General features: G+C 73.3%; 15 protein-coding genes. 6 read left to right on the top strand and 9 right to left on the bottom strand.

The genetic code is table 11. The annotated features are described in order from the left end of the window. Nucleotides 1-91 precede the first annotated feature (91 nt). Nucleotides 92-1,333: a threonine--tRNA ligase gene (gene thrS, locus ACFVDM_RS07965; protein ID WP_383634628.1), complete on the top strand. Its 1,242-nt coding sequence runs from the start codon at nt 92-94 to the stop codon at nt 1,331-1,333. On the opposite strand, the gene ACFVDM_RS07960 is transcribed toward thrS, so the two are convergent. Beyond that, the gene (locus tag ACFVDM_RS07960) at nt 1,323-2,612 is read right to left on the bottom strand and encodes an MFS transporter (protein ID WP_383634626.1); all 1,290 of its coding nucleotides are present in this window, start codon (nt 2,610-2,612) and stop codon (nt 1,323-1,325) included. The two genes, thrS and ACFVDM_RS07960, sit on opposite strands and share 11 nt — an antisense overlap. Before the next feature lie 83 nt (nt 2,613-2,695). On the opposite strand from ACFVDM_RS07960, the gene ACFVDM_RS07955 reads away from it, so the two are divergent. After that, complete coding sequence (locus ACFVDM_RS07955) at nt 2,696-3,274, top strand: sugar O-acetyltransferase (protein WP_383634624.1); 579 nt, start codon at nt 2,696-2,698, stop codon at nt 3,272-3,274. A 20-nt stretch (nt 3,275-3,294) separates the two neighbouring features. Next, the gene (locus ACFVDM_RS07950; protein ID WP_383634622.1) at nt 3,295-3,852 is read left to right on the top strand and encodes a TetR/AcrR family transcriptional regulator; all 558 of its coding nucleotides are present in this window, start codon (nt 3,295-3,297) and stop codon (nt 3,850-3,852) included. Between the two features lie 147 nt (nt 3,853-3,999). Here the strand turns inward: ACFVDM_RS07950 and ACFVDM_RS07945 are convergent, their stop codons facing one another. Then, a complete protein-coding gene (locus tag ACFVDM_RS07945; RefSeq protein ID WP_383634620.1) occupies nt 4,000-4,671 on the bottom strand; it encodes a class I SAM-dependent DNA methyltransferase in 672 nt (223 codons plus the stop codon). A 291-nt stretch (nt 4,672-4,962) separates the two neighbouring features. On the opposite strand from ACFVDM_RS07945, the gene ACFVDM_RS07940 reads away from it, so the two are divergent. Further along, complete coding sequence (locus ACFVDM_RS07940; protein WP_383634618.1) at nt 4,963-6,747, top strand: coagulation factor 5/8 type domain-containing protein; 1,785 nt, start codon at nt 4,963-4,965, stop codon at nt 6,745-6,747. Nucleotides 6,748-6,860: 113 nt separating this feature from the next. Here the strand turns inward: ACFVDM_RS07940 and ACFVDM_RS07935 are convergent, their stop codons facing one another. Both ACFVDM_RS07935 and ACFVDM_RS07930 read right to left on the bottom strand, forming a co-directional pair. Next, a complete protein-coding gene (locus ACFVDM_RS07935) occupies nt 6,861-7,727 on the bottom strand; it encodes an ABC transporter permease (RefSeq protein WP_383634616.1) in 867 nt (288 codons plus the stop codon). Further along, on the bottom strand, nt 7,724-8,632 hold the full coding sequence (locus tag ACFVDM_RS07930) for an ABC transporter ATP-binding protein (protein ID WP_383634614.1): 909 nt from the start codon (nt 8,630-8,632) through the stop codon (nt 7,724-7,726). The genes ACFVDM_RS07935 and ACFVDM_RS07930 overlap by 4 nt, the downstream gene beginning before the upstream one ends. 133 nt (nt 8,633-8,765) lie before the next feature. Here ACFVDM_RS07930 and ACFVDM_RS07925 point away from each other — a divergent pair, with 133 nt between their 5' ends. Both ACFVDM_RS07925 and ACFVDM_RS07920 read left to right on the top strand, forming a co-directional pair. Continuing rightward, nucleotides 8,766-9,998, top strand: a complete 1,233-nt coding sequence (locus tag ACFVDM_RS07925; protein WP_383634612.1) for a sensor histidine kinase — start codon at nt 8,766-8,768, stop codon at nt 9,996-9,998. Continuing rightward, nucleotides 9,995-10,669: a response regulator gene (locus tag ACFVDM_RS07920; protein ID WP_383634610.1), complete on the top strand. Its 675-nt coding sequence runs from the start codon at nt 9,995-9,997 to the stop codon at nt 10,667-10,669. Before ACFVDM_RS07925 ends, ACFVDM_RS07920 begins: the two co-directional genes overlap by 4 nt. A gap of 55 nt (nt 10,670-10,724) precedes the next feature. Here the strand turns inward: ACFVDM_RS07920 and ACFVDM_RS07915 are convergent, their stop codons facing one another. The 5 genes from ACFVDM_RS07915 to ACFVDM_RS07895 all read right to left on the bottom strand — a co-directional run bounded on the left by ACFVDM_RS07915 (nt 10,725) and on the right by ACFVDM_RS07895 (nt 16,638). Continuing rightward, a complete protein-coding gene (locus tag ACFVDM_RS07915; protein WP_383634608.1) occupies nt 10,725-11,336 on the bottom strand; it encodes a response regulator in 612 nt (203 codons plus the stop codon). Further along, nucleotides 11,333-12,508, bottom strand: a complete 1,176-nt coding sequence (locus tag ACFVDM_RS07910) for a sensor histidine kinase (RefSeq protein WP_383634606.1) — start codon at nt 12,506-12,508, stop codon at nt 11,333-11,335. The genes ACFVDM_RS07915 and ACFVDM_RS07910 overlap by 4 nt, the downstream gene beginning before the upstream one ends. Next, the gene (locus ACFVDM_RS07905; RefSeq protein ID WP_383634604.1) at nt 12,505-13,260 is read right to left on the bottom strand and encodes an ABC transporter permease; all 756 of its coding nucleotides are present in this window, start codon (nt 13,258-13,260) and stop codon (nt 12,505-12,507) included. Before ACFVDM_RS07905 ends, ACFVDM_RS07910 begins: the two co-directional genes overlap by 4 nt. After that, nucleotides 13,257-14,192 (bottom strand): ABC transporter ATP-binding protein, encoded by a 936-nt coding sequence (locus ACFVDM_RS07900; RefSeq protein WP_383634602.1) that lies wholly within the window; start codon nt 14,190-14,192, stop codon nt 13,257-13,259. Before ACFVDM_RS07900 ends, ACFVDM_RS07905 begins: the two co-directional genes overlap by 4 nt. Nucleotides 14,193-14,355: 163 nt before the next feature. Further along, entirely contained in the window at nt 14,356-16,638 is a 2,283-nt protein-coding gene (locus ACFVDM_RS07895; RefSeq protein WP_383634600.1) for a hypothetical protein, read from the bottom strand. Nucleotides 16,639-16,834 lie beyond the last annotated feature (196 nt).

Below are 16,834 nucleotides of genomic sequence, written 5' to 3'. Positions count from 1 at the left end.
GCGCTGACTGCTGACCAGTGAGAAGCCCCGGGGCGGACGCCCCGGGGCTTCGCCGTGCGGTCGTCCGTCCCTCGTCCGCGAGGAGACCGCCATGCACGACCACCGCAGGCTCGGCCGTGAGCTGGAGCTGTTCGACACCGACCCGCTGATCGGGGCGGGCCTTCCGTACTGGCTGCCGGACGGCGCCGTGCTGCGGCACACCCTGGAGGAGTACATCCGCGCCGAGGAGCAGCGGGCCGGTTACCGGCACGTGTACTCGCCGGTGCTCGGGAAACGGGAGCTGTACGAGATCTCCGGGCACTGGGCGCACTACAGCGAGGACATGTTCCCGCCGATGGAGCTGGGCGGTGAACAGGTGGTGCTGCGGCCGAGCCTGTGCCCGCACCACGCCGTGATCTACCGCTCCCGGGCGCACAGCTACCGCGAACTGCCGCTGCGGATGGCGGAGCTGGGCGGGATGTACCGGGCGGAGCTGTCCGGGGTGCTCGGCGGACTGACCCGGGTGCGGGCCATCCAGCTGAACGACGCGCACATCTTCTGCACCCTGGAGCAGGTGGCCGGCGAGGCGCGGGACGCGCTGGAGCTGATCCGGCGGGTGTACGGGGCGCTCGGCATCGAGCCGGCCCGCTTCCGGCTCTCGCTGCCGGGTCCCGGCGGGAAGTACGTGGCCGCGCCGGAGCTGTGGGAGCGCTCGACCGCGCTGCTGACCGAGGTCCTGGAGGCGTCCGGGCTGCCGTACGAGGCGGCCGGGGGCGAGGCCGCGTTCTACGGTCCGAAGATCGACGTCCAGGTGGCGGACGCGGCGGGCCGGGAGTCGACCCTGTCGACCGTCCAGATCGACTTCCACCAGCCGGAGCGCTTCGGTCTGCACTACATCGGCGCCGACGGGGCCAGGCACCGCCCGGTCATGGTGCACCGCAGCGTCCTCGGCAGTGTGGAGCGGGCCGTCGCCCATCTCGTCGAGCGGCACGGCGGGGCGTTCCCCGGCTGGCTCTCCCCCGTCCAGCTGGTGGCCCTGCCGGTCTCCGACGAACAGCGGCCCGCCGCCGAGGAGCTGGTGCGGCGGTGTGCCGCGGCCGGGCTGCGTGCGGAGGTCAGGGGCCGGGAGCTGGGCAGTCTGGGGGCCCGGATCCGGCAGGCGCGGCTGGTGCCGTACCAGGCGGTGATCGGGGCGGCGGAGGCCGCCGACGGGCGGGTGGCGCCGCGGCTGAGGGACGGGCGCAGGCCCGGTCCGCTGCCGGCCGGTGAGCTGGTGGCGCGGATCGGGGCGCTGGTCGCCGCCCGCGGCACCGCGCTGTGGGACGAGCCGGAGGGGGCGGCGGTCAGGGAGTGACCGGCGCGGGCCGGGCGTCCGGATCCGTGCCCGGGTCGCGGGCCGCGCCGGGGGCCGTGCGCGGGTGGGTGCCCGGTCCCTGTTCCCCGTCCACGTCCGGGGCGTCGTGCTCGGTGCGCAGCGCCCCGGCCAGCGCGGCGGCGACGGCCACCAGGACGAGGACGACGCCCATGGTCAGGCGCAGTCCGATGTGGTCGGCGAGGAAGCCGAGCGAGGGCGGGCCGACGAGGAAGGCGAAGTAGCCGGCGGTGGAGACGGCCGCGACGCGGGCCGCCGCGTCGTGCGGGTGGTCGCCGGCCGCGGAGACCGTGACGGGGAAGCCGAGCGAGGCGCCGAGCCCCCAGAGCACCGCGGCCGCCCCCGCCATCACCGGGCTCGGCGCCACGATCACCACCGCGAGGCCGAGCGCGGCGGTCACACAGCTGAGCCGGACCGCCAGGACCCTGCCGTACCGCTCCAGGAGGGGGCCGCCGACGAAGCGGCCGAGGGTCATCGAGGCGGCGAAGAGAAGGAAGGTCAGCGAACCGACGGTGGCGCTCACGTCGTAGCCGTCGACCATCAGCAGCGGCAGCCAGTCGTTGGCCGCGCCCTCGGCGAAGGCCGTGGCGAGCACGATCACGCCGATCAGGACGAGCCGGCGGTCCCGCCACACCCGCAGCTGTCCGCCCCGGGCCTCCTCCCGGCCGGTGGCGGCCGGTGCGGTCTCCTTGCCGGTGCCGGGCGGAATGGCGAGGACCGCGCGGATGCCGGCCGCGGCTATGAGGACGGCGACGAGGGCGAGGTGCCAGCCGACCGGGAGGGCGGCGGCGGTGAGCGCCATGCCGAGGAGCGCCCCGACGACCGTGCCCAGGCTGAAGCAGCCGTGCAGGACGGGCAGGACGGACCGGCCGATGACCGTCTCGACGGCGGCCCCCTCGATGTTGAAGGCCACCTCGCTCATGCCCATCCCGCCGCCGAACAGGGCCAGTCCGCCGAAGACGACGGCCGCCCGGGGCAGCGCGGTGCCCGCCGCGACGACGAGCAGCCCGGCCACGATGAGGACGGTGCCGCCGAGGATCGTCGCCCGGCCGCCGTGGCGGCGCACCAGCGGTCCGGAGGCCGTGACGCCGGCCATCGAACCGGTGGACAGCCCGAACAGGACGAGGCCCATCGCGCCGGTGGAGACGTCGAGCCCGTCCCGGACGGCCGGGGTGCGCGCGACCCAGGAGGCCATGCCGGTTCCGGCGGCGAGCATGAAGAGGAACAGTGCGGCACGCCAGCGGCGTGTGGCGGCATCCATGAAGCGGGCCCCTGCGGATGGGTTCGGAGAGCGGTGCGCCGTACGAGCGTACGACCGTACGCCTGGAGTGTACGCTCGTACCCATGACGGACCACTTCGCGGGTGACCCCCGTACGAACCACGAGCGGATGCTCGCCGGAGACCTGTACATCGCGGACGACCCGCAGATCGTCGAGGCGCAGAAGCGGGCGGTGCGGCTCTCCGCCCGGTACCTCGCCGCGTACGCCGAGGACCCGGACGCCGCGCGGCCGCTGCTCGCCGAGCTGCTGGGCGGGCTGGGCGCCGGGGCGCACATCCGGCCGCCGCTGTACGTGGACTACGGGACGTACCTCACGGTCGGCGAGGACACGTTCGTCAACTACAACCTCACCGCCCTGGACGTCGCCCCGATCACCATCGGCCGCGACTGCCAGATCGGGCCCAACGTCCAACTGCTCACGCCCACCCACCCGGTGGAGCCGGAGCCGCGCCGCGACAAGCTGGAGGCGGCGCGTCCCATCACGATCGGCGACAATGTCTGGCTCGGCGGCGGGGCGATCGTGCTGGCCGGGGTGACCATCGGGGACAACAGCGTCATCGGCGCGGGAGCCGTCGTCACCAAGGACGTCCCCGCCAACGTGGTCGCCGTGGGCAGTCCCGCCCGGGTGATCCGCTCCATCTAGACCTTTGCGAGGGCGACAGCGTGGCGACCGGACAGACCGATCCCGAGCGGCGGGAGCGCATCATCACCGCGACGCTCGACCTGATCGCACGGGAGGGGGTCGCCGGGACCTCGCACCGGAAGGTCGCCGCCCTCGCGGGGGTGCCGCTCGGCTCGATGACGTACCACTTCGCCGGGATGGACGAGCTGCTGCGGGAAGCGTTCACGCGCTTCTCCAGCGGCATCGTCGCCGTCTTCGAGGACCGGCTGGGCGCGGCCACGACGCCCGACGAGGCCCGGGAGGCGGTGGCCGATCTGGTCCACCATCTGTCCGGCGGCAACCAGCGCGAGCTGGTGCTCACCCATGAGCTGTACACCCTGGCCGCCCGCAAGCCCGCCTTCCGCGAGCTGACGCGGGAGTGGATGCGGCGCAGCCGGGTCGCCCTGGAGTGGCACTTCGACCCGGCGACCGCCCGTCAGCTGGACGCGCTGATCGAGGGCCTGTCCATCCACCGCGCCCTGGAGACCGACCCGCACGACCGGGCCCTGACCGTGGAGGCGATCGCCCGCATCACCCGGGCCCCCGCACCGCGCCCCTGACCCGGGCCCCCGAACCCCTGGCCGGCACCTCACCTGACCGAGGTGCCGGCCAGGCCTCTTCCGCGGTGCGTCTGCGCGCCCGGTGCACGAGGCGGCGGGAGAACGGGCCGGCGCGCCCGAGGCGTGGCCGTGGGACAGCGGCCGGGATCAGGATCCGGCGGCCCCGGCGTCCTCGCCGAGCGGTGGCCGCCGCCCGGCCAGGCAGGCCCAGGGCCAGGTGCCGCCCTCGCCCTCCATCCGGACGGTGAGGGTGAATCCGGCGCGTTCCATGAGCGCGGCGACCCGGCCGGGGTCCAGCAGATGGATGGCGTAGGCGACGCCCCCCTCGCGCGGGCGGCCGGTGTAGGAGCCGTCGTCCCCGGCGTGGAAGCCGAGGAGCAGCCGGCCGCCGGGGGCCAGCACCCGGTGGAACTCGGCGAGGAGGACGTCCAGCAGGTCCGGAGGCGTGTGCATGATCGACCACCAGGCGACGGCGCCGCCCAGCTCCCCGTCCGGCAGCGGCAGGGCGTCCATGGAGCCGACCTCGAACCGCAGACCGGGGTGGGCGCGCCGGGCCACGGCCACCATGCCGGGCGAGAGGTCGATGCCGGACGCGTCCAGCCCCAGGCCCTCCAGATGGGCCGTCACATGGCCCGGCCCGCAGCCGAGATCGGCGACCGGTCCGCCGCCGTCGCCCCGTACCTCCTCGGCGAACCCGGCGAGCACGGCCCGCCCCCACACATCGCGGGCGAAGGCCTCGCGCACCCGGGGTGCGTACTCCTCGGCCACCGTGTCGTAGTAGGCCCTGGTCGCTCCGGTCACCCGCGTCAAGTCCGCCATGACGCACGATCCTAGGGATGTCGTTCCGGGCACCGTGACCCGGATCCCCGCCGGTTCTCCACATCACCCTCTGAAGTCAGCCACACCCCCAAGCATGCACAGAACAGCTCAATTGCCGTTCCGTAGACGTTATTTGTTGCGATCATGCGCATCCACTGAGGCTCCTGATGCACACCTCTTGACGTTTCCCGGGTGACGGCGGAAGCATCAACACCCGTCGGAGAGCGCTCTCAGAGCGTGATTCCGGTGCTTGTCGCGTCATCCGTTCCACAACTCAGGAGACGTACACCCATGCATGTTCCCCCCACGGAATCCCCCACGGCACCCCGCCACCGCCGCCGGACCCGCACGTTCGGGTTCGCCGCATTCGCCGTCTCCCTCCTCATGGCCGTCCCCACGGCGCAGACCGCCTTCGGCGAGGACGCGCAGGCCATCGAGGGAGGCGGCGACCTCGGCCCGAACGTCATGGTGTTCGATCCGTCGACGCCCGACATCCAGGCCAAGGTCGACGCGGTGTTCAAGCAGCAGGAGTCGGCCCAGTTCGGCGACGGCCGCTACGCGCTGATGTTCAAGCCCGGCACGTACGACAACATCAACGCGCAGATCGGGTTCTACACCCAGATCGCCGGTCTCGGCCTGAAGCCGGACGACACCACGTTCAACGGTGATGTCACCGTGGACGCGGGCTGGTTCAACGGCAACGCCACCCAGAACTTCTGGCGCTCGGCGGAGAACCTGGCCCTCAACCCGGTCAACGGCACCGACCGCTGGGCCGTCTCCCAGGCCGCCCCCTTCCGCCGGATGCACGTCAAGGGCGGACTCAACCTCGCCCCCAACGGCTACGGCTGGGCGAGCGGCGGGTACATCGCCGACAGCAAGATCGACGGACAGGTCGGCCCGTACTCGCAGCAGCAGTGGTACACCCGCGACAGCTCGATCGGCAGCTGGGGCAACGGCGTCTGGAACATGACGTTCTCCGGCGTCGAGGGCGCCCCCGCCCAGAGCTTCCCCAACCCGCCGTACACCACGCTGGAGAACACCCCGGTCTCCCGGGAGAAGCCGTTCCTGTATCTGGACGGCGACGACTACAAGGTGTTCGTCCCGGCCAAGCGCACCAACGCGCGCGGCGTCTCCTGGAACGGCACCCCGCAGGGCGAGTCGATCGGTCTCGACCAGTTCTACGTGGTGAAGCCGGGCGCGACGGCGGAGACGATCAACGCGGCGGTGAAGCAGGGGCTGCACCTGCTGTTCACGCCCGGGATCTACCACGTGGACCAGCCCGTCACCATCGACCGCGCCAACACGGTCGTGCTCGGCCTGGGGCTGGCCACCATCGTCCCGGACAACGGCGTGACCGCCCTCAAGGTCGGCGACGTCGACGGCGTCAAGCTCGCCGGACTCCTCGTCGACGCCGGACCGCAGAACTCGGACACCCTGGTCGAGGTCGGCCCGGAGGGCTCGTCCGCCGACCACGCGGACAACCCCACGTCCCTCCAGGACGTGTTCGTCCGGGTCGGCGGAGCGGGCGCCGGCAAGGCCACCACCGCCATGGTCGTCAACAGCGACGACACGATCATCGACCACACCTGGCTGTGGCGCGCCGACCACGGCGAGGGCGTGGGCTGGGAGACCAACCGGTCCGACTACGGCCTCCAGGTCAACGGCGACGACGTACTCGCCACCGGACTGTTCGTCGAGCACTTCAACAAGTACGACGTCCGCTGGTCCGGCGAGCGGGGCAGGACGATCTTCTTCCAGAACGAGAAGTCCTACGACGCCCCCAACCAGGCCGCCGTCCAGAACGGCAGCACCAAGGGCTTCGCCGCCTACAAGGTCGACGACTCCGTCACCACCCACGAGGGCTGGGGCCTGGGCAGCTACTGCTACTACAACGTCGACCCCACCATCCGCCAGGACCACGGATTCGAAGCACCCGTCAAGCCCGGCGTGAAGTTCCACGACCTGCTCGTCGTCTCCCTCGGCGGCCAGGGCCAGTACGAACACGTCATCAATGACACGGGTTCACCGACGTCGGGCACCTCCACGGTGCCCTCGCAGGTGGTGTCGTTCCCGTAGCGGAGCCGGGCGGTGCGCTGCCCCGCCCCGCCCGCCCCTTCGCTCCACCTCGTGCGCCCCGCCGGTCATCGGCGGGGCGCACCGCCGTCCGGTGCGCCGGGCCCGGCCGGGGCTCAGTGGTCGCGGCGGCCCACCACGAGCACCGGCACGGCGGAGGCCGCCAGCAGCCAGAGGACGCAGACCGTCCAGGCACCGGTCTCGCTCCACGGGAACATCTCGGGCGGTCCGTTGCGGACGGCCGTCTCGGTGAGGCGCTGCCAGGCGGTGAACGGCAGGGTGTGGGCGAGCACCGCCGTCAGGTGGCGGCGTTCGCTGAGGAACACCGGGACCAGGATCAGCAGCACCACACCCGCGACGACGGAACCCGCGGTGTGCCGGATCACGGTGCCGACCGCCAGTCCGGTGACCGCGGCGACCGGGGCGAGCAGGGCCGAGGCGGCGACGACCTGGAGCGCGCCCGGATGACCGAGGGAGACACCCGCGCCCCGGGCGTCCAGGACCGCCTGCGTCGCGGCGAACGAGGCGCAGGAGACGGCGGCGCCGAACACGGTGGTGACGGCGGCCAGGACGAGGACCTTGGCGGCCATCACCGAACGGCGGGCCGGCACCGCGGTGAACGTGGTGCGGATCAGCCCCGTGCCGTACTCCGCGGTGACGGCCACCGCCCCGATCGCGGCCAGGGCCAGGAGCAGCACCATCGCCGCGTTCGCGGTGAACGCGGTGATGAGCGGGAGGCCGTCGCGGACGAACGAGGCCCGGCTCCCCTCGTCGTAGGTGTTCCAGTACCGGTACTGGTCGTACGCCGTACCGACGTTGAAGGCCACGACGGACAGCGCGGTGATCACGTACATCCAGGGTGTGGACCGCAGCGACCAGGTCTTCAGCCACTCGGCGGCCAGCAGGTCGCGGAAGCGGGCGGGGGGCGCGTCGCGCGGGACGGGCTCCGCGGCGGCGGCAGTGGTGGGGGCGGTGGCCGTCATCGGGGGTCTCCGGCGAGGTAGTCGACGCGGTCGGCGGTCAGTTCCATGAAGGCCTGCTCCAGCGAGGCGCGCACGGGGGTGAGTTCGTGCAGCGGCACACCGTTGCGCAGGGCGAGTTCGCCGATCCGGGCGGCCGGCAGGCCGGACACGTCGAGCAGGTCGCCCTCGGCGGTGACGTCGGCGCCCTCACGGGTCAGGAGCGGGGCCAGGACCGCGGCGTCGGGGGTGCGCACGGTCACGGTGGTGCGGGCGGAGCGCGCGGCGAACGCGGACAGGGGCTCGGCGGCGATGAGTTCGCCCCGTCCGATGACGACGAGCCGGTCGGCGGTGTGCTCCATCTCCGTCATCAGATGGCTGGAGACGAAGACCGTGCGCCCCTCGGCGGCGAGCCGGCGGAACAGTCCCCGCACCCACAGCACCCCTTCCGGGTCCAGGCCGTTGAGCGGTTCGTCGAAGAGCAGCACCGGAGGGTCGCCGAGCAGGGCCGTGGCGATCCCGAGGCGCTGACGCATCCCGAGCGAGTAGCCGCCGATGCGGCGGCCGGCCACGGCGGCCAGGCCCACCTCCCCGAGGAGTTCGTCCACCCGGGCCCGGGGGATGCCGTTGCCGCGCGCCAGCACCGCGAGGTGCGCGCGGGCGGTCCGGCCGCCGTGCACATCGCCCGCGTCGAGCAGCGCACCGGCCTCCCGCAGCCCCCGCGCATGGGTGCGGAAGGCGCGGCCCCCGACGGTGGCCGTGCCCGAGGTCGGCTCGACCAGTCCGAGGAGCATGCGCAGGGTCGTGGTCTTGCCCGCGCCGTTGGGCCCGAGGAATCCGGTGACCTCGCCCGGCCGTACGGTGAACGTGAGGTCCCTGACGGCCGTGGCGGAGCCGTATCGCTTGGTCAGTCCGTTGACTTCGATCACATGGACCACTGTGGGCCGCGGGACCCCGGCACGTCGTCGGACCGGTGGCGACAGCCGTACGGTCCGGATGTCGACCCGGGCTGTACGACCGTGGTCGGATGCCGGGGCGGCGGGCGGTGGCTACGATCCCGGCATGTCCCCCTCGCCCTCCCTCCCGCTGCTCAAGCGCATGCCGCCGGCTCACTGGGTGACGGCGGCGTGGTGCGTGGGCGTCCTGCTCACCTTCCTCCTGCGGGTGCGGATGCCCGGGGAGGTGGAGCCTTCTGCCAGGGTCGGCGTGCTGTTCCTGCGCTGGGACGGCATCGTCGTCCAGCTGGCCTCCTGGACGCTCGCCGTGCGGGGCGCCGTGCTGCTGGAGCGGCGGCCGCTGAGGGCGCTCGCGCTGGTGCTCGCCGCCGGCGCGCTCGCCACGATGCCGCTGAGCGTGGCGGAGATCCCGCTCGCCCAGTTCCTCGCGGCCGACGCCGCGCTGTACTTCATCGCGGCCCGGCTGCCCCGGCGCACCGCGGCCCTCGCCCTCGCGCTGGCGCTCGGCACGCTCCTCGTCTTCCTCACCGTGCGCGGGCTCATGGGATGGCCGCTGGGCACCTCGGCGGAGCTGGTCGTCGCCCTGACCGCGGTGGTCGCCTGGCTGGTGGGCCGTTCGGCGTTCGAGACGCGCCGGCACGGCGAGGCGCTGGCCGCGCGCGCGACCGCACAGGCCGTGGTCGAGGAGCGGCTGCGGATCGCGCGCGAGATGCACGACATGGTCGCGCACAGCGTCGGCATCATCGCCCTCCAGGCGGGGGCGGCGGCACGGGTGGTGCACACCCGGCCGGACGCGGCGCGCGAGGCGATGAGCGCCGTGGAGACGGCGGGCCGGGAGACCCTGTCCGGGCTGCGGCGGCTGCTCGTCGCGCTGCGGGAGAGCGGGCCGGAAGGCGGCCACGGGGCGGAACGGGACGCCTCGCCGCTGCGCCCCGCCGAGGGCCTCGACGACCTCGACCGGCTGGCGGCCGCCACCACATCGGCGGGGGTCCGGGTGGAGCTGACCCGGCGGGGCGAACGCCGTCCGCTGCCCCCGGACATCGAACTCTCGGCGTTCCGCATCGTGCAGGAATCGGTGACCAACGTGGTCCGTCACGCCGCGGCCGACGCGTGCCTCGTCTCCGTCGACTACGGCCCCGAGGAGCTGACGGTCCAGGTCACCGACCGGGGCCGCGGCACGGGGGCCACCGCACCGCCCGGATTCGGCCTGGCCGGGATGCGGGAGCGGGTCGCCCTGCTGCACGGCGAGTTCAGCGCGGCGCCGCTCGCGGAGGGCGGATTCCGGGTGACGGCCAGGCTGCCCGTTCCGGCGGGCGCGGACACGGGAGCGTCCGTATGAGCGGGGAGGTGCCCGCGCCGGTCCGGGTCCTGCTCGCCGACGACCAGCCGCTGGTACGGACCGCGCTGCGCATGGTCATCGCCGACATCGAGGACATCGAGGTCGTCGGCGAGGCCGGAACGGGCGACGAGGCGGTCCGGCTCACGACCGAACTGGCCCCCGACGTCGTCGTGATGGACATCCGGATGCCGGGCACGGACGGCATCGAGGCGACCCGCCGGATCACCGGGGGCCCGGCCGCGACGCACGTCCTGATGCTCACGACGTTCGACGACGACGCGTACGTGTACGGGGCCCTGCGGGCCGGCGCGGCCGGGTTCCTCGTCAAGGACATGGCGCTGGACGACATCCTGGCGGCGGTCCGGGTGGTGGCGGCGGGTGACGCGCTGCTCGCCCCGGGCGTCACCCGGCGGCTGATCAGGGAGTTCGCGAACCGCCCCGCGGCCGCGCCGCCGCCCCCGCCGCTGCCGGCGATCACCGACCGGGAGCGCGAGGTGCTGGTCCTGGTCGGCAGCGGGCTCTCCAACGCGGAGATCGCCGAACGGCTCGTCATCAGCGTCGCCACCGCCAAGACCTACCTCACCCGGCTCCTGGCCAAGCTCGGGGCCCGGGACCGGGTCCAGCTGGTGATCATGGCGTACGAGGCGGGGCTGGTCTCCACCTCCCGGTGAGGGGGACCAGGGCGTGCCAGGTGTCGCCGAGCAGGCGGGACGTGTCGGACACGCCCTACAGCCAGCCCTTCTCGCGGGCCAGCCGGACCGCCTCGGCGCGGTTGCGGGCGGCCATCTTCTGGATGGCCATGGAGAGGTAGTTGCGGACCGTGCCCTGGGACAGGTGCAGGGCGGCGGCGATCTCCGCGTTGGTCGAGCCGTCGGCGGCGACGCGCAGGACGTCGCGCTCCCGCTCGGTCAGCGGGCTGGCTCCGTCGGCGAGGGCGGCGGCGGCGAGGGTCGGGTCGATGACGCGTTCCCCGGCGAGCACCTTGCGTACGGCCGCGGCGAGTTCGGCGGCCGGCGCGTCCTTGACCAGGAAGGCGTCGGCGCCCGCCTCCATCGCCCGGCGCAGATAGCCGGGGCGGCCGAAGGTGGTGACGACGACGACCTTGACCCCGGGGTGGGCCCGGCGCAGTTCCGCGGTCGCCTCGATACCGGTCATGCCGGGCATCTCGATGTCCAGGAGGGCCACGTCGACCTCGTGCGCGCCGGCCGCGGCGACGACCTCGTCGCCCCGGGCGACCTGGGCGACGACCTCGATGTCCGGTTCCAGACCGAGAAGGGTCGCCAGGGCCTCGCGGACCATGGACTGGTCCTCGGCGAGGAGAAGTCTGATCATGCTCATTCCCGGGATCCTAGGCCGGATTCCAGGGGAACGGTGAGGACGGTGCTGAAGCCCCGGCCGGAGCGCGGATCGGCGGAGGTGCTCAGGGTTCCGTCGACGGCGGCCAGGCGCTCGGACATGCCGGTGAGACCGTTGCCCGGTTTCGTGCCGGAGGAGCCCCGGCCGTCGTCGGTCACGGTCAGTTCGAGGATGCGTCCGCCGAGGGTCTGGCGGGGCGTCAGGGTGACCGCGCAGCGGCGTGCGCCGCTGTGCCGCACCACATTGGTGACGGCCTCGCGCAACGCCCAGGCCAGGGCCTCCTCGGCCTTCTCCGGGACGTCGTCGGGGGCCTCGGCCGGGACCTCGGCGGTGATGCCGGCGGCGGCCAGCGCGGTGCGGGCACCGGCCAGTTCGCCGGGGAGCGTGGGGCGTCGGTAGCCGGTGACGGCGCTGCGGACGTCCACGAGGGCCTGGCGGCTGACCTGTTCGATGTCGGCGACCTGGGCGGCGGCCTGTTCCGGGTGGTCGGGCAGCATCCGCCCGGCCAGCTCGCTCTTGAGGGTGATCAGCGAGAGGGAGTGGCCGAGCAGGTCGTGCAGATCGCGGGCCAGCCGCAGCCGCTCCTCGTTGGCGGCGAGCTGCGCCACGGTGGCGCGGGCCTCGCGCAGTTCGATCGTGGTGCGGATCAGCTGCCGTACGCCGGTCATCGCGAAGCCGCCGATGAGCGCGGGGACCAGCAGCGCCGGGATGATGGAGCGCGGATGGTCTCCGGCCAGTGCGATGCCCACCAGGACCGCGCCGACCACGGGGATCAGCCACCGCGCGTCCCGTATCGGCAGGGTGGCGCCGACGGAGACCGAGACGTACACGAACAGGACCAGCCAGGACGTCCCGAAGGTCAGCGAGAGCAGGACGGCGAGCGCCCCGAGGACGAGGAGGGTGGCCCGGACCCGCAAGGGGTCGAGCGCCCGCGAGGTGTGGCGGAAGACGAGGACCAGATAGGTCCCGACGAAGACCAGCAGTCCCAGGGTGCCGAGGGCGGTGGCCCAGGGTGTGTGGTTGCCCTCGGCGAGATCCTTGACGGGGGCGCTCATGAAGGCCAGCCAGACACAGATCCACAGCAGCTTGATCCGGGTCTGCCGGGCGTTCGTGGGCGGTCTGCCGATGCCCACCGACGTCTCGTCCTCGTTCACGCCTTCGAGGTGTCCTTCCGGTAGAGCCAGGCCGCGCCGCCCGTGAAGAGCAGGAAGTAGGCGCAGAGGACGGCGATGTCCCTGGCGTGGGGTGCGCCGCCGGTCTCGACGGCTTGGCCGAGTGCAGCGTACGCGTGGGTGGGCAGCCACCGAGAGATGTCCTGGAGCCACTGGGGGAAGGTGGTGCTGGGCATCCACAGTCCGCCGAGGATCGACAGGCCGAAGTAGATGATCATGGTGATCGGGCGGACGGCGTCACCGCCGGCGACGTAGCCGATGGCGACCCCGAGGGCGGCGAAGACCAGCGAGCCGGCCCAGATGACGCCGGTGAGCGCGAACCACTGCCAGGCGTCGACGCGGACGTGCTTGACGGTGGCGGCGACGAGGAAGACGACGACGATGCAGGGCAGCGTCACCATGGCGGCGCCGGCGATCTTCGCCAGGACGTAGCCCCGGCCGGGCAGGGCGGTCAGGCGCAGCTGGCGCACCCAGCCCTTCTCGCGTTCCTTGGCGATGCGTTCGCTGTTGCCCATGAGGACGGCGGTCAGCGCGCCGAAGGAGGCCATGGAGACCATGAAGAAGCCCTGGAGGGTCAGATCGGAGCCGGGAACCGTGTCGGTGGTGTTCCGGGTGCTGGAGATCAGCAGGTAGATCACCGACGGGTAGATGACCGAGAAGAACATGAACTTCTTGTTCCGCAGGGTGCGGGTGACTTCGAGCCGGACGAGCGGCCACGAGAGGAGCTGGTTCATGCGGTTCTGGCCTCCTCGGCCTCGGTGAGGGCGACGAAGGCCTGTTCCAGGCCCAGTCCGGCGACTTCGAGCTCGCGGGGGTAGAGCCCGAGGCCGTAGAGGGCGTGCACGGTGGCGTCGGCGTCGTGCGACTGGATGCGGACGCGGGGGCCGCTCACGTCGAGCCGGGTCAGGTGCGGGAGGGCGCGCAGGGCGTCCTCGTCCACGGGGGTGTCCAGGGCGAAGGAGATCCGGCGGGCCCCGGCCCGTGCCTTGATCTCGGCGGCGGTGCCGTCGGCGAGGATCCGGCCCTTGTGCAGGACCAGGACGCGGTCGGCGATGGCGTCGGCCTCTTCGAGGTAGTGGGTGGCGAACAGCACCGTGCGGCCCTGGTCGGCCTGTTCGCGCATGGTGGCCCAGAAGGCCTGGCGGGCGGTGACGTCCATGCCGGTGGTCGGCTCGTCGAGGACGATCAGGTCGTTGGCCCCGGCGGTGGCGAGCGCGAAGCGGACGCGCTGCTCCTGGCCGCCGGAGAGCTTGTTGACCAGACGGTCGGCGAGGGAGGTGACGCCGGCGCGGGAGAGCACCTCGGCGACCGGATGGGGCCGGGGGTGCAGTTCGCAGGCGAGCCGGACCAGTTCCCCGACGGTGACGTCCTCCATCAGTCCGCCGCTCTGGAGCATGGCGCCGACCCGGCCCGCGGCGATGGCCGCCTGCGGGGTGGTGCCGAAGAGCCGCACGGTGCCGGTGTCGGCGGTGCGCAGCCCGAGGAGGAGGTCGAGGGTGGTGGACTTGCCGGCGCCGTTGGGCCCGAGGAGCGCCACGGTCTCGCCGGGGTACAGGTCCAGGGTGAGTCCGTCGACGGCCCGTACGGCTCCGAAGGCCTTGCCGACCCGGTCGAAGCGGACGGCCGCGGTGCGGGCGGCCGTGGCTTCGGTGGCTGTCGTTGTCATACGCCAAGACTGGCGCGGCGGGGGGTGTCCCCGGCAGGGCCGGGGATCGTGGATCCGCGATGACAGATGTCATGCCCCGGGGGTGACGGCGGTGCGCGGCCGGGGGTACGGCTCCGCCCCCGGCCGGGTGGGGCCGGGGGCGGAGGCGTGCGGTGCGGGTGGGTCAGCCGTTGCCGCCGAGGTCGATCGTGACGGTCCGCTCGGCCTGGGTCTTGCCGAGCAGCGCGCCCTTCATGGCGAAGGCCACGTCGTCCGGGCCGACCTCGTGCTTCGTGCCGTTGCCCTTGGTGATCATGATGCCGTCGAAGACTCCGGCACAGAGTTCCTCGATGGCCTTCTTGTCGTAGTGGTCGACGAGCTTTCCGTCGACCGGCACCATCGAGAGGATCTTCGGCAGGGACTTGGCCGGTCCGAAGGGGATCTGCTTGGTCCCGGCCTTGATGGTGATCAGACCGGACATCGCGGGCTCCGCGAACTCCTTCATCGCCCGGTCCAGTTCCGCCTTGGTGATGGTGGGCTCGCGGGTGGTGACGGGCAGTTCGACGGTCTTCGTCCGCCCCGTCTCGACCTGCGCCCGGTACGCGTCGCGCACCGAGACCATCGACTGGTTGACGTCGAGGGTCTTGCCCGCCTTGCCCGGTACGGCGACGGCCTTGCCGGGGACGAACTCGATCCGGCCCTCGGTGGCCGTGCCGGAGGCGCCGGCCAGGTCCTTCAGGGCGACGCCGAGCTTCTCCTCGTCGACCGGGATGACCGGGTCGACGGTGCGCTCGCCGCCGAAGAGGGAGCCGATGACGGAGACGGGGTTGTAGTCGCTGCCCGCCGCCGCGCGGACGGTCGCCTGGCTGTCCAGGGAGAGGCCGGCCTTGTCGGGGGCGAGCTGGGTCTCCTTGCCGTCCACGGTCAGCTGGAGCGGGGCCTTGGACCGCTCGCCGAGGGCGGCGTCCAACTTCTGGACGGCGTCGTCCCGGGTGCCGCCGCCGATGTCGACGCCGAGCACGGTGGTGCCCTTGGCGACGTCGGAGTGGTTCATGAGCAGCCCGGCGCCGTAGGCGAGGCCGAGCACGCAGACGGCGGCCACGCCGAGCATGACCAGCTTGGAGCGGCCCTTCTTCGCCGGGGCGGCCGGGGCCGCCGGTGCGGAGCGGGCGGCCTGCGGGGCCTGGGCGGCGAATCCGCCGGGGCCCGCGGGGCCGGTGCCCATGGCGCCGTCCGCGGCGCGCGGACCGGTGTCGGCGCCGGAGAACGGGGACGGCCCCCCGGACGGTCCGCGGTCCGCGGGCACCACGGGGATGCCGCTGTTCAGCGTGTCGCCCGAGACATGGGCGGCCGGGGGCGCCGGGGCCTGCGGGGTGAGCACGGCGGTGTCGTCGGACATCCGGGGCGGCACACCGCCGGGTCCCTGCGGACGACCGCCCGGCCCCTTGGGACCGGTGGGCGCGAACGGGGAGGGGGCGTCCAGGTCCGGGGTGAGCGGGGAGGTTCCGGTGGCCGGGCCCGTGGTGGGGCCGGCCGGGCCCGGCGTACGGACCCCGAGATTCGGCGTGGAGCGCGGTCCGCCGGGGCCGTCGGGGCCGAAGCCCTCGGGTCCGGGCGCGGCCGGGCCGTCGGAGAAGTAGGGCAGGTCGACGCGGGGGCCGCCGGGCGGGGTGACCGGGCCGGGGCCCCGTCCCTCGCCGGGACCGCCGGGCGCGTCCGGTCCGGACGGACCGTCACCGCGGGCCGCGGCACCGTGCGCGGAGAAACCGGCACCGTCCGTGCCACCGGCACCGTTCACGGAGAAACCGGCGCCGTCCGTGCCACCGGCACCGTTCACGGAGAAGCCCGCACCGTCCGTGCCACCGGCACCGTTCACGGAGAAGCCCGCACCGTCCGTGCCACCGGCACCGTTCACGGAGAAACCGGCACCGTCGGTGCCACCCGGGCCGTCGACGGAGAAGCCCGCGCCGTCCGTGCCGCCCGGACCGGCCGGCGCGGTGCCGGCGGGAGCGGCGGCCGGGGCCACGGGCTTGCGCGGGGCGAACCAGTCGCTGCCGCTCTTCTCCTTGGCCGGCTTCTCGGCGGGATCGGTCACCACCGCGGTCTCACCGGTGTCCTGACCGGCCGTCTCCGACGCCGGGGCGCCGTCGGCCGCGGCGGTGCCCGGACGCGGGGTGGAGCCGGTGCGCTCGGCACCGCCCTCGCCCTCGGTCATGGGCGTACGCATGACAACCGGCGGGATGGGGCGGGACCCCGGAATGTTGATCCGGATCCGCGTCGTCAGGGTCGTCTCGGTCTTCGGTTCCCCGGCCGCGGACGGCTCGCCCGGCTCCGGGGAGTCCTCGGGGGCGTCGGACGGGTGCAGCGACGGATACTGGCGGGATCCGTACGGCGGCGTACCCGAGGGGTACGCGGCTCCACCGCGCCCCTGGGGCCCGGAGGACGAACTGTCAGTTTCACGACTCAAAGCAGGTTCTCCCGATTGGCTCGCCGCCCGTACTCTCCCCGTGCCACGGCACGGGGGACGACCAGAAGGTTGCCGGAGATCTTGGCCGGATCAGGAAAGCGGCCGCTGGCGCGTGCAGCTGCGAGGCGCCGGAGCGTCCTCATAGCGGAGCTATTAGGGCGTTCGGTGACGCCGCAGATGTGCGTGCCGGGCCCGC

The sequence above is a fragment of the Streptomyces sp. NPDC057682 genome, assembly GCF_042799575.1.
Taxonomy (GTDB): Bacteria; Actinomycetota; Actinomycetes; order Streptomycetales; family Streptomycetaceae; genus Streptomyces.
The sequence above is the reverse complement of the archived record's forward strand: the minus strand, read 5'-3'. Positions and strand labels throughout refer to the sequence as shown.

Excerpts from the sequence above, each read along its gene's own strand:
- ACFVDM_RS07920 (WP_383634610.1), top strand. The coding sequence starts at position 9,995 with ATGAGCGGGGAGGTGCCCGCGCCGGTCCGGGTCCTGCTCGCCGACGAC.
- ACFVDM_RS07960 (WP_383634626.1), bottom strand. The coding sequence starts at position 2,612 with ATGGATGCCGCCACACGCCGCTGGCGTGCCGCACTGTTCCTCTTCATG.
- ACFVDM_RS07955 (WP_383634624.1), top strand. The coding sequence starts at position 2,696 with ATGACGGACCACTTCGCGGGTGACCCCCGTACGAACCACGAGCGGATG.
- ACFVDM_RS07905 (WP_383634604.1), bottom strand. The coding sequence starts at position 13,260 with ATGAACCAGCTCCTCTCGTGGCCGCTCGTCCGGCTCGAAGTCACCCGC.
- ACFVDM_RS07945 (WP_383634620.1), bottom strand. The coding sequence starts at position 4,671 with ATGGCGGACTTGACGCGGGTGACCGGAGCGACCAGGGCCTACTACGAC.
- ACFVDM_RS07900 (WP_383634602.1), bottom strand. The coding sequence starts at position 14,192 with ATGACAACGACAGCCACCGAAGCCACGGCCGCCCGCACCGCGGCCGTC.
- ACFVDM_RS07940 (WP_383634618.1), top strand. The coding sequence starts at position 4,963 with ATGCATGTTCCCCCCACGGAATCCCCCACGGCACCCCGCCACCGCCGC.
- ACFVDM_RS07915 (WP_383634608.1), bottom strand. The coding sequence starts at position 11,336 with ATGAGCATGATCAGACTTCTCCTCGCCGAGGACCAGTCCATGGTCCGC.
- ACFVDM_RS07925 (WP_383634612.1), top strand. The coding sequence starts at position 8,766 with ATGTCCCCCTCGCCCTCCCTCCCGCTGCTCAAGCGCATGCCGCCGGCT.
- thrS (WP_383634628.1), top strand. The coding sequence starts at position 92 with ATGCACGACCACCGCAGGCTCGGCCGTGAGCTGGAGCTGTTCGACACC.
- ACFVDM_RS07935 (WP_383634616.1), bottom strand. The coding sequence starts at position 7,727 with ATGACGGCCACCGCCCCCACCACTGCCGCCGCCGCGGAGCCCGTCCCG.